We start from the raw sequence: 11812 nt of genomic DNA, 5'->3' as shown, positions 1-11812 counted from the left end.
ACCTGATTCGTATCGACATGAGCGAATTCATGGAGAAGCACAGCGTCGCGCGTTTGATCGGCGCACCCCCGGGTTATGTCGGTTATGAAGAGGGCGGGTATCTGACCGAGCTCGTGCGGCGCAAACCGTACAGCGTGATCCTGCTCGATGAAATCGAGAAGGCGCATCCGGACGTGTTCAACGTGCTGCTCCAAGTGCTCGACGATGGCCGCATGACCGACGGCCAAGGGCGCACCGTGGACTTCAAGAATACGGTGATCGTGATGACATCGAATCTTGGATCGCACGTGATTCAGTCGATGGTCGGCGAGCCGCACGAAGCGGTGAAGGATGCCGTGTGGGAAGAGGTCAAGCTGCACTTCCGGCCGGAGTTCTTGAATCGTATCGATGACGTTGTCGTGTTCCATTCGCTCGACCGCAGCAACATCCAGTCGATCGCGAAGATCCAGTTGCAGCGTTTGCATGAACGACTCGCGAAGCTGGAGATGCAGCTGGATGTATCGGACGAAGCGCTGGAGTTGATCGGCAAGGTGGGTTACGACCCGGTGTTCGGCGCGCGGCCTTTAAAGCGCGCGATCCAACAAGAAATCGAAAATCCGTTGGCCAAACTTATCCTCGCAGGAGCATTCGGTCCCAAAGATGAGATCCGTGTCCATATCCGAGAAGGGAGATTTGTGTTCGATCAAGGTACTTCGAAAACTTGATGAAGCAGAGGAATACATCGGTTGAATCGCTATCGCGGGGGGATGTTCTAGCTGCTCAATCAAATGAGACAACGGGACGAGCTAGTAGCCGAAAAACATGAAACAAATACTTTTATGGTGGATTGCTGCAGCGCTTCTCTGTGCATGCACAACAGACAGGTCCCCAGGCGCCATTCAGCGATACGACGTTGCCTTGGACGAAGCTCGCGATGACGCGTCAATAAAGTGTGTGGGTCGTGCGGCATGCGACACCGCATGGCAAAAGACGCTGGAATTCGTTGTGCGCCATTCAGCGACAAACATTCGTCGCGCAGACCAAACCAATATTGAGACAGGTCGTCCACATGAATTTGGAGTGCTTTATATGTGGGCGTCCCGCACCGTCGCGGGTGATGCCATCGGCGATTCGACGATCCGAATAAAAGGACTATGTCGCGGTATGTACAACAGTGACGGCGCTCCCGCATGGATGTTCGCAAGGTGCGCCGGACTCATTACTCAAGCGGAGAGGGAGTACCACCTCTATCTTACTGGTGCACACCCGAATTCTGGGAGCGGGTCAAGGTAGCGGCAATTGCCTCGGTCGCCGCGAAACACGGGGAGACAGCTGTTCACAACGAGTACCTCGAATACGGCCGCGGGTTGCTACTTCTAAACGTCTAAGATCGACGCGTCGCGGGTACTCACGTGTCGAACGTTATGAGCATAAATCAAGCTATAGCGAGCTTGGACAAATATACCTGGGTGGGGGTTATATGGCCGTTGGAATGCAAATACGATATTTGGGATTTATTGGAACTCCAGAAATTGAGTCGGACGCAGCCGTTCAGTTGCTCAAGCTAGCTCCATTTGGCAAACTCATTAGAGGGTGCCATCTTGCAATTGAAGCATTTCGCGACACCGCTAAAGTCCAGCTTTACGACACGCGGCTTGACTTGATAACCCAGGACTACAGCCTTGTTCCAATCGAACACAGCACAAACAGCGATCCGCACGAGGGGATGCTGCACGCCTTCGATGGCGCAGTTCGAGTGTTGGTAAACACCAGAACTACAGCCAGACCAGTCGTCGCCGCTCGAAAATCAACTTAACCTAACCGACAGTCTGTTGACGACAATTCTTGATCGCGAAGGTTGGGTAGGTCTGTTGAGACATGGAGGATTTCAGTTTGATCCAAAAAAAATCAGACCAAGCTAGTGTGTTAGAGAGACGGGCCTGTCGAAGGCAACGCTTCGCTCTATCGGCTATCTTCTTTCGGTGTAACCGTTGTCGATGGGCTTTGGGCGTGCGTAAGCAATCTCAATGAACAGTACCGCTTGCGACAGCGCGTAGCGCGTTTTCGTCGGTCGCAAATTTATAGATCGGTTGCCAGGCAATATTTTCTCGATGAAAAAGACGAACGCAACTACAACAATTTTGACCATATTTTCGATCTCGCTTGCTGCGTGCACCGGGCTCGGCAAGCATGATTCATTTCAAGCAGCAAATCAGTCCGTAATCAACGACAATACGATCCATCAGCGGGAGTCTTATAGCCATCGGCGCGCATTGCAAGGTAGCGTCCGGGCCCCAACCTACGAGACAGCAAGCTATCAAGCGAAAGCATTTGAGTTAGTCAACGCCTATCGTTTCTTAGTCCATGTTGGAAAGCTTCGCCAAGATCCTCGGCTCGACACAGCGGCGCAGGCTCACGCGTCGTATCTGGCTTCAAATCTCGCATCGGGCGGACTCACTGAGTTGTCACATAACGAGGTGTCCAGATTTCCGAATTACTATGCTGACACACCGCTCGCGCGCGCCCGCAAGGCGGGCGTCGCGATGAAAGAGTGGGTAGGGGAAATCATCGCGGCGGGGCGTCACCAGCCGGACCCTGCCGATTACGCGCGCGACTGCATCGGGCAGGCTATTAATTCAGTCTATCATTTAGTACCGCTTTTAAAAAATCAGGAGTCCATTGGACTTGGTTTCGTTTCGGAAAGCGCTACGTATCCGATCTACGTTTGCGCAACTGAGTTCGGGACTGTGGGAGGGGTAAAAGGGGCGCCGGGACCCAACACGGGCATTTATAGCGGCGGCCAGCAGATACCTCCAACTGCAGTGGTTCACGTTCCCTACGATGGCGAGACCCAGGTGTTACTCACTATGGCTCCTGAATTGCCACACTTGGGATTCGGACCTTCAGCCCTGGGTCGGCCGATCATGGTCATGGTAAATGCGCAGGATCAAAATACTTTGTCCGTCGCAAAATTCACTCTTGAAGACTCTACCCGTGGTCTCGTAATTCCCGCTCATATTTTGATCTCGAGAGGCGCGAAGCTTAATTCCGTGATGACCGCCATCGTCGATCCAAACGACCTGCTCGCTGACGGCGTTGTCTTTTTGTTACCTTGCACTCCGCTTATCGCGAATACGACCTACACGGCGAAATTCTCTGGTGCACGTGACAAAGCTCCGATGAATTTGACTTGGCAGTTCACCACGGGGGAGGCGTCAGCACACCTCCAGCATGTCACCTTTGGTGGCGGCCACTGACCGCAATTTCTCAGTGTCCCGAGTAAAACAGGGGAGACGGGACGCGGTGCAAATGCTAGGGAGCTTGCAAGCCACGGCAGTCGTTGCATCGAGGAAAGTAGTAAGCGGTCCAAGACCGTAGTGACAGTCTTCAAGACGTCTTTGCAGATTTCAATTTCTCGAGCGCAGGTTCCAAAGTCAGCGTGGAGAATTGTGTCGTGCCAATCGGTGCGATTTAGGAGCGATCCAGGATCCCACGTAGTTGTCGAACAGTGATCGGTTTGAGAAAGCGGTCATCGAAGACCGAAAGATCTGCACGCTTACTGAGATCGCGATGTCCAGTAAGTGCGATCACCTGTGCTTCTTTGGATCGACTTTTTCGGATCAGCCGGCACAGTTCTTCCCCATCAAGGTCAGGCAGGGAAATGTCCAGAATTACAACGTCGAACACTTCGTGCGAGGTACGTACCAGAGCAGTTGCTCCATCGTAGGCGCATTGCGTCTCGTGACCAAACCCTGAGGCAAGGTCCGCCATCATATCCGCCAAATCTCTCTGGTCGTCAACGAACAGTACCTTCAACTTACTCTCCTAAGGGTCTTGATACCGACTACCTAGATCAATTTCAGTTAAACAAACATCCGATGGGAGTACAACTCAAAATATTAACACTCTCGATGAGCGATCGATGATGACAAATCCGTGCGGCCATAATTTTTTTATGGTTTATCTCCTGTCTCAAGCATTTATTGCGGTATCGATTTCGTAAACTCCAGATGAATAACGCGAATCTTACATGTTCGTTTCGATATAGGTGGTGTATCTTCAGTTCAAATTCATCAATTTTCAAATGAGATAAATGGGTCACAGAAAGCGAGTACACTAAATTTTATTTGTTCCTTTTGCTGGCTAACAAATTGCGCCACCTATTGATGCTTTTTTAGAAAAAACAGTTGTGGTGTCCATCAGTCAGATGGGCACCAGAGGCACCGGAAGCAATCGGTTCTGGACACGTCTATCTGCTGCCTTGCAGCGGTCAGAGTGGGCGTTTCCAGGCCAGGCTAAAAAATATCTTAACCCGTTGAGGGCGTGCCTAAGCAGTTTATGTTCGGTTTTGTATCGTCGTGACGAACGGATGCGGAGTAGACCAGCAGAGGCGAATGGTAGTCGCTCCACGGATTGAAATTATTTCTGTTTACCGCTGCGCTCAAGTAGTTTACGTCCACTGCTGATCTGGACCGCCCCTATATAAAGTGTTGGGCTCGGCTTGTTCGATTGGTTTTTGTCTGAGCATCGATAGAAGGGAACTGTGGAGATGCCTTTTGCCTCTGTATGCGCCGCCGATTAAAAGGGGCATACCGAAGGGCATTCGTGAACTCAACGGCCAGGGCCGTATGTTGGTGATGCTATGCATACACAAGTATTCTTTAGGAGGTGCTGCACATGATGCATGATTTCCTTACCAACAATCGAAGTGATCTGATCGATCGTTGCCGAATAAAAGTGGCGCGGAGACCCGAGCGGGCAGCGACGGCGCAGCAACTTCAGGACGGAGTCCCTACTTTTTTGGACCAATTGATTCGAACGCTTTGTATTGAGCAATCGATCGATCCGATGGAGAGCCGAAAAATCTCCGGCCCGTCGGATGGCACTTCGGCGCTGTCAGAGATGGGCGTGTCGGCAGCGCTTCACGGACGTACGCTGCTGGATCTTGGGTTTTCAGTTGACCAAGTCGTTCATGACTACGGCGATCTGTGTCAAGCAATTACGGACCTTGCATACGAACGCGACGCTCCTTTCTTGGTAGATGAGTTTCGAACACTTAATCGGTGCCTTGACAATGCTATCGCTGACGCCGTTACTGAATTTAGTTACCAGCGTGACGTAGCCGTGGCAAGTGACAAGATTATCGAAATGAACGAGCGGCTGGGGTTTTTTTCACACGAACTGCGAAATTTTCTTGGTACGGCAACGCTGGCGTTCGCGGCCGCCAAAGCTGGCAACCTAAGTTTGTCTGGTGCCACGGGGACCGTTTTGGAGCGTAGTCTTGACTCTCTCACTGATCTCGTCGACCAATCGCTGGGTGAAGTTAGAAAAATCGCTGAAAAAAGCTCTAGACCCATCATTTTTTCGCTGGCGGACCTTATTGCTGATGTGAGGCAATCGGCAGATTTGGCGGCGACCGTGAGCGGATGCGTATTTACCGTTTCTCATGTTGATTCTCGGTTGGGCATTCGTGGAAACCGCGATCTGCTTTATGCATCAGTAATAAATCTATTGCAAAATGCATTTAAATTTACACGGTTGCATACCGAAGTGACATTAGACGCTTATGCAGACTCCGACCGAATACTCATAGATGTAAAGGATCATTGCGGGGGATTGCCAAGCGGATCCGCGGAAAGGATGTTTTTACCGTTTGTTCAGAATGGAATTAACAAATCTGGCCTTGGCCTCGGCCTTTCCATAGCCCGGCGTAGCGTTGAGTCAATTGGCGGGACTCTCAGTGTGCGAGACGAGGCCAATAAAGGCTGTGTCTTTACGGTCAGCCTGCCTCGATATGCAATGACGCCGAAGTAGAAAGGTTTTCGACGAAGATCTTGTACCGTTAATCGACTCGGTCCGGTACCCGTGCAATAGGTCGGAAGAGAAATCGGTTGGTGTACAGCGTAGCTCACGGAGTGTGGTGCGGTTTTATTAATTTCGAGGTTAAATATACCCGTGATAGTGTAGATTTCCTCTTCCATGGGATGTACATTACGGTGAAAATCTTCATATTCGTATAGCAGCTCAGGCGCCTACGCTACTTCGCCATAGTACGTGACTCTAGGTACCGCAAAGCAATGTATCGCCGACCGCACGGAGACAGCGTTCCGGCTTTCAAGATATGAATCGCCGCTCGGCTGCTGCAAGGTTGCGGTGCACTAAACATCACAGCCGACAGCTTAAATGAACTTTCGGCACTTACCCTCGCTACGTTGTCGCAAGTCGACGAATCACTGCCTCGGAGAACTGGGCCGTCGACGCAGTTCCGTTAAGATCACGAGTACTAATCCGGTCCGTCCTTAGTGTTGTGGTGATCGAAGTTCGCAATCGGCTCGCGAGTTCACCCAGTCCCACATGCTCCAACATCAAAGCTGACGCCAGCAATACGGAGATTGGATTGGCGACTCCTTTGCCTGCAATGTCAGGAGCGGACCCATGAACGGCTTCAAATATCGCGATGTCGCTGCCGAAGTTGGCACCTGGAGCCATGCCAAGACCGCCCACTAGCCCCGCAAGTTGGTCCGAGAGAATATCTCCAAACAGATTTGTGCATAAGAGCATATCGAACTTCCAAGGGTTCAGCACGAGCTGCATCGCACAAGCGTCAACAATTATGTCGTCCGTTGCAACTTGATCTTTGTACTCTACGGCGACCTCTCGAGCAGCGTCGAGAAACAACCCCGTGAGAGCCTTTAAAATGTTCGCTTTATGGACAATCGTGATCTTCTTTCTGCCGTGCTTTACGGCGTATTCGAACGCAAACCTTGCGATCTTTATGCAGGCGTCGCGTGTATTGACTCCAGTCGCAACCGCAACTGCTTTGGGATCGTCACCGACTGGGATGTAGTACTCGTGCGCAACATAGAATCCCCCCAAATTTTCCCGGACTAGCACTAGGTCGACCTTATCGTAGCGTCCAGGAATGAGTGTACTTACGGGTCTCACGTTCGCAAAAAGATTAAATTCCTCACGAAGGCGAACGTTAGACGATCGGAATCCGTCTCCGATTGGCGTCGTCAACGGCCCTTTTAGTACGAGTTTGGTCTTACGTATGCTCTCGAGTGTCTTCACTGGCAGTGAGTCGCTACAATCCATGACTCCCGCGATGCCCGCTTGTTGAATTTCCCAGACGAAAGGAGAGCCGAGGGCATCCAGGACGTTGACTGTGGCTGCAACAACTTCGGGCCCAATACCATCTCCGGGGATGAGTGTCGCGGGAATGGGGTATATGGTTGTGCTTTCCATTTGAGTTTGTTCCGTAGAGATGGAATCGGATGCCACGGGTGACTCTGTCAACGCGTTAGCGGTGCTTCGGCTTCGTGCTGCCTTGAGCGGAATATCAACGAAGTGTTGCGACTGCTCTGTCAGAGTTTGCAGCGTGAGTTCAGAATGGTCAGCAAGCACCTTCTGGAAATATGCTCAGCCTCACACAAGTCAGTGTCGCAGGAAAAAGCGGCGAGTGTAGGCTGCCAGCGTGACAGGGTGAGCTCAGCCATGGGCGAGCAGTGCCCACCCGCAGTTGCGGCGTGGGCGCAGGGGAAGGAGCGGATCCGACCAAACGAGCATATTCAATTGCAGCTGGTAGGGAACGGGCTGTACCAAGGCAAAGAATCTCCGCGTTAGCCGCACCTGGGATAAATGCTAGCCATCGTCCGATGGCGCCGATTGTTTTGGTCGATACGTTTCGGCCGTGTGAGGCTCCGCAGATAAGAAAAAGCTTGTCATTGCCGACATCCGTGTCCGTGTTGCGACATGACGACCGGGTGGGGCCGCGGTATCTGTCCTTCACGGCGCAAGCTTTCATCAAGGGTATTATTTCTGAACCAAACCCAGCGGCTACTATGATAGTAGCAAGATCGTGCTTTTCCCGTTTGATTCAGATCAACTAACAACTTATCCTGATCGTTCGCGCAGTCTGCAAATGTACTGCTCCTTGCCATGAGTCGTATCCATTGCTGGCGATCTGCCATCGACAAGAAGGGTGTGGGGTTCAAAAAAATCAGTTCGCGCCTTTATCGACTGAACGACGGGGCGGGTAATCCGTATAGGATCGAAGTTACGCGGGCGGAGGCGCAGGTATTCCAGACATTGCATCGCAACCAGAGGATTAAACAACCGCTCCCGCGGTGTTCAGTACGATTGCCCGGGTTGAGATGTCGTTGATGGGCACGTGCCGGTTAAAGCAACGGATGATCCGTGACCACCGCCTTGAAACAGGTGATGTTCGTGCCAAAGTCAGCGATCACCGGACCAAGCAGATGAGCTGGCTCCGCATGATACGAGTGACGTGACCGAATAACGAGCCTTTTTTGAACTTCACATAAAAGGAATGATCAAAATTTAGTTCGCATTCCTATGCGTATCAAGGCGAGCGGGTTATCAATTTGTGCAGCGGGCCGCTGCACAAATTCGGATATATGGTGCCTCCAAGGTGCGAGGTGACAGTCTGCGCATGGCCGGGAGGGCTGCTGGTTAGATGCAATGTCCGTGCACGATGGGGCGGCAAAAGGGGGAAGTGCGTGAATGCTCCTCATGGACCTGGTGTCATGCAGAGGCTGTCAATGAGTCTCATCGTCGTTGCTCTCCGGCCAAGCCGGAATATCGAGCTTGCCGTTTAGCGCGCGCCAGACTTCCACATGAGCTTCGCGCTCAATATAGAAGATTAGGTGCGGATAGCGATCCAGTTGCCACGACCGCAGGTCCGGGATACCCAGCTCGTACGCGTAACGGGGAGACCCGATGTTCGGGTGCTTGGAGAGGCGCTGGTAAGCCTGTTCGATCTTCGCGATGAATCCGAGCGCAGCCTGCTCCAAGCCTTCGTCTACGAGGTAGTACGTCACCTCGTCCTCCATGTCCTGCCTGGCTAGCCTTGTCGGTATGACGGGCTTAGCCCTCATTTGCGAGAAGTAAGCACGCGAGCGCGCAATGATTCGAAGTAGTCGGCATCAACAGGGGCGGCTAGGCCGGACGTTGCGCCCTGCAGGATTATTGCGCGCAGACGCTTGCGATCTTGGTCTTTTCGGATTAGTTCGCGGACGTATTCGCTACTCGTGCCGTACCCGCCCTCGCCAACCTGTTCGTCGACGTAGACCTTCAGCGAATCCGGTAGGGAAATATTCATAGTCGTCATAAAGCAACTCTAGCACGCTTTGGCAAATTTTGCCAAAGTGATGCGGTGTTATGAGGCGGCTGATACAGAGTGACTGCTACGGCTTTGGTGCGCATAGACTATGAACGGTAGTTGGCGTCGGGCGAACAAAGAAACGGATATGCGACCGTGCGCGCGGTGTTCGACCGTACGTATGGTCAATTCATGCCGATTCATCTTACATAACCTTATGATCATCGGGAGTGCGTATCAGCCCTAGCGGACTAAGCAGCCATGGGCAGCTGCCATCAAACTGCCGCCGGCCTCTCGACGTTAAGGGATCTACCCTCAACTCATAAGAGGCTAGGGCGCACGATGGACGTTTCTGATGCTGTACGAAGTTCAACCCCACGACGACTGATTCTTCGGTAGTGCATTGTGCGGATCGAAAACGTCGAGACGATCGGTTGGGTCGAAATTCTCTGTGTACAGAACGAGATTCGTGCCGTTAGGTGTTAGTCGTGATTTGAAGAGGATACCTTTGGCGCCGCTCAAGACGACCTCATCGCCGATGATCCAACTGGGTGGCTCGATCCGTTCATTGAACCAGCAGTGGCGCCAATCGCAATAAAAATCCTCCCACAAAGGAGACCACTTGCCACTCTCGTATCCACCGGTGAAATCGACTATAGGGGTGGCCGTGAGGCTATAGCTAACCAGCGTCCCTGGTGGCATCAAGGACGAGAGTTGCTGATACTCTCTGACGGCAGTGTCGTGATCCAATGCGAGATAAAGCGCGTTGAGTCCGACACGATTCGCACGACCGCCATGCGTTCCTGCTCCAGCGCCGCTCATCGGCGCGACTGCCCACTTCGGGACGAGCATCCGATATACGGTTACGTTAAACAGGTTCGCAAAAATCATCCCGCCGCGCCCGTTTCGAGGGATGCAACGAAACGGATGATATCGTCGGCCCGACCTTCGGATACCAATTGTTCGGCGGTTTTATAGTCGAACACGGGGAGGGGTTCGTTTCTGTACCAAAAAAGCGCCTTCGAGACGTCGCCTGCAAGATCAGTCGCCGCGCGGATCACCCTTAGGGCATCGCGAAGAAACCGTTGTACGCTTTCGGACGCAGGTTGCCTGCTGATCGTATTTCGGTGCACGTGCGCTTGCTGCGCCAGGGTCTGCAAGTCAATATGCAAAGCCTCGCCGAATCGACGGGCCGACACAATCGGTGCGGGGTCGTTTGGGTCACGCAACGACGCCATAAATCGATCAAAACCAACGTCTGCGCCGGGAACGGTCGCATCTGCATTTGAGTTCATAGCGTCGCCTTGTGCACTTATTTTGCACAATACTAGCACAACTTCGCAGTTTCGCGCTGCTTCCGAAGGCAAGCAATGGGCATGTGGTGGCCCTGAACTACGGGATCTAGCAGCCATTTCTTTTCATTGATCGCGTGAGCTTTGCAAAGTCGACCTCGACATTTGCAGGGCCATATTTGACATAGGTAAAGCTGGCCTTTGTGTGGCTCGGGCACCTTTCGAGTCGAGGCACCCGTACAGTGCGCGATGCTTGGCTGCATGGCTTTAGTTGATACGGGCTAAGGTCGAACCGGTCTATAACTAGCGGCACTCAGCCCTTCGAGTTGCAAATAACGCTCATCTCGATACGAAGCAAAAAGTGCCGAACCGAAAGTGCACTTTGGTAAAAATTGTACCTTTTACAAGGCCAACTGCCGTAATGTGGGATTTCTCACACTTTGTTTCAATTTGTTGCATTTCGCCGGGAAGCTCGCCACGTATGTGTTTGCGGCGGTTTAGGGTGAGGCCGCGCCCTTCGCCATGGTTAAGACTTCGAGCCAAGATCCGTTAAAGGATTCAACAGAACAAGGAGCGCACCATGAAGATCAATTCCAGCAACGTCCCCGCAGCACTTCAGACCAACCAACCGCGTGTCGCCGCCAGAAGCAAGGTGCAGAGCGCAGGCGCGGTGCAGCAGTCCAGCGCAGCCGATGTAACAAGCTCGACGGTGAGCTTGTCGTCCTTGTCGGATCTGGGCGCGACGGGCGCGACGGACATCGACACGGCGAAGGTCGAATCGATCAAGGCCACACTTCGCGACGGCACCTATAGAATCGACTCGGGCAATATCGCTAGCGGTATGCTGAGCAGCGCTAGCGAACTGATGAAGACGCAGTCGCATTGATGGAAGTTCGTCTCAGCGAGCGATTTCCCTTGCTAAGCGAAAGCGTTCGCCGGGGATGTCGTTTTAGTGCTCGTTGGGATGTTTGAGCAAATCCAATGCTGCTGATAGCGAATATCACCATTGGAACCGTCGAGAAATCGGGAAGCCCTGGGCCAAAGTGCACTCTTCGAACGCCAACCGATCCTCCCTTGTGACCGGGCTCGAAGTTCATGCAATGGGAACGAGTGGCAGAGCGTCAGTGCTAGAGGTAGGGGCGGCTGATACAGAGTGACTGCTACGGCTTTGGTTCGCATAGACTATGAACGGTAGTTAATGTCGGGCGAACAAAGAAACGGATATGCGACCGTGCGCGCGGTGTTCGACCGTACGTTTGGTGAATTCATGACGTATTAATTTGACATAATGTTAATTATCAACGTTCTAGTTGTAGGCCCCAAGTAGTAATGTCGTACTTGAGCCAAATAGAAATGTCGCACTGAGGGCTCGATTCGGTCCATGCTGAAGCTCCGCTTTCGCTGGGAGTTGATCATGGAT

10 protein-coding genes are annotated in these 11812 nt (G+C 52.5%); 4 read left to right on the top strand and 6 right to left on the bottom strand.

The features are described from left to right. On the top strand, positions 1–704 hold a 704-nt coding region (locus tag ACRXB1_RS18605), incomplete at its 5' end, for an AAA family ATPase (protein ID WP_449492821.1). A gap of 1386 nt (positions 705–2090) precedes the next feature. Further along, entirely contained in the window at positions 2091–3236 is a 1146-nt protein-coding gene (locus ACRXB1_RS18600) for a CAP domain-containing protein (RefSeq protein ID WP_449492820.1), read from the top strand. Between the two features lie 214 nt (positions 3237–3450). Here ACRXB1_RS18600 and ACRXB1_RS18595 read toward each other — a convergent pair whose 3' ends face one another. Beyond that, positions 3451–3795 carry a response regulator gene (locus ACRXB1_RS18595; protein ID WP_449492819.1) on the bottom strand — a complete coding sequence of 115 codons (345 nt, stop codon included), beginning with the start codon at positions 3793–3795 and terminating at the stop codon, positions 3451–3453. A gap of 861 nt (positions 3796–4656) precedes the next feature. Here ACRXB1_RS18595 and ACRXB1_RS18590 point away from each other — a divergent pair. Then, complete coding sequence (locus ACRXB1_RS18590; RefSeq protein ID WP_449492818.1) at positions 4657–5793, top strand: sensor histidine kinase; 1137 nt, start codon at positions 4657–4659, stop codon at positions 5791–5793. Positions 5794–6186: 393 nt separating this feature from the next. On the opposite strand, the gene ACRXB1_RS18585 is transcribed toward ACRXB1_RS18590, so the two are convergent. From ACRXB1_RS18585 to ACRXB1_RS18565, 5 genes are all read right to left on the bottom strand, one after another. Then, positions 6187–7224: an isocitrate/isopropylmalate dehydrogenase family protein gene (locus tag ACRXB1_RS18585; protein WP_449492817.1), complete on the bottom strand. Its 1038-nt coding sequence runs from the start codon at positions 7222–7224 to the stop codon at positions 6187–6189. 1313 nt (positions 7225–8537) lie between these two features. Further along, positions 8538–8876 carry a type II toxin-antitoxin system RelE/ParE family toxin gene (locus ACRXB1_RS18580; RefSeq protein WP_449492816.1) on the bottom strand — a complete coding sequence of 113 codons (339 nt, stop codon included), beginning with the start codon at positions 8874–8876 and terminating at the stop codon, positions 8538–8540. Then, entirely contained in the window at positions 8873–9109 is a 237-nt protein-coding gene (locus tag ACRXB1_RS18575; protein ID WP_449492815.1) for a type II toxin-antitoxin system ParD family antitoxin, read from the bottom strand. Before ACRXB1_RS18575 ends, ACRXB1_RS18580 begins: the two co-directional genes overlap by 4 nt. Positions 9110–9469: 360 nt before the next feature. Next, on the bottom strand, positions 9470–9991 hold the full coding sequence (locus ACRXB1_RS18570) for an RES family NAD+ phosphorylase (RefSeq protein WP_062173350.1): 522 nt from the start codon (positions 9989–9991) through the stop codon (positions 9470–9472). Then, a complete protein-coding gene (locus ACRXB1_RS18565; RefSeq protein ID WP_062173352.1) occupies positions 9988–10395 on the bottom strand; it encodes a hypothetical protein in 408 nt (135 codons plus the stop codon). Before ACRXB1_RS18565 ends, ACRXB1_RS18570 begins: the two co-directional genes overlap by 4 nt. Before the next feature lie 577 nt (positions 10396–10972). Here ACRXB1_RS18565 and flgM point away from each other — a divergent pair. Further along, complete coding sequence (gene flgM / locus ACRXB1_RS18560) at positions 10973–11278, top strand: flagellar biosynthesis anti-sigma factor FlgM (protein WP_449492814.1); 306 nt, start codon at positions 10973–10975, stop codon at positions 11276–11278. Positions 11279–11812 lie beyond the last annotated feature (534 nt).

This window comes from Caballeronia sp. M23-90, from assembly GCF_053574605.1.
The sequence above is the reverse complement of the archived record's forward strand: the minus strand, read 5'-3'. Positions and strand labels throughout refer to the sequence as shown.

Coding starts and splice junctions, on each gene's coding strand:
- ACRXB1_RS18580 (WP_449492816.1), bottom strand. CDS start 8,876: ATGAGGGCTAAGCCCGTCATACCGACAAGGCTAGCCAGGCAGGACATG.
- ACRXB1_RS18570 (WP_062173350.1), bottom strand. CDS start 9,991: ATGATTTTTGCGAACCTGTTTAACGTAACCGTATATCGGATGCTCGTC.
- ACRXB1_RS18575 (WP_449492815.1), bottom strand. CDS start 9,109: ATGACGACTATGAATATTTCCCTACCGGATTCGCTGAAGGTCTACGTC.
- ACRXB1_RS18565 (WP_062173352.1), bottom strand. CDS start 10,395: ATGAACTCAAATGCAGATGCGACCGTTCCCGGCGCAGACGTTGGTTTT.
- ACRXB1_RS18585 (WP_449492817.1), bottom strand. CDS start 7,224: ATGGAAAGCACAACCATATACCCCATTCCCGCGACACTCATCCCCGGA.
- ACRXB1_RS18600 (WP_449492820.1), top strand. CDS start 2,091: ATGAAAAAGACGAACGCAACTACAACAATTTTGACCATATTTTCGATC.
- ACRXB1_RS18590 (WP_449492818.1), top strand. CDS start 4,657: ATGATGCATGATTTCCTTACCAACAATCGAAGTGATCTGATCGATCGT.
- flgM (WP_449492814.1), top strand. CDS start 10,973: ATGAAGATCAATTCCAGCAACGTCCCCGCAGCACTTCAGACCAACCAA.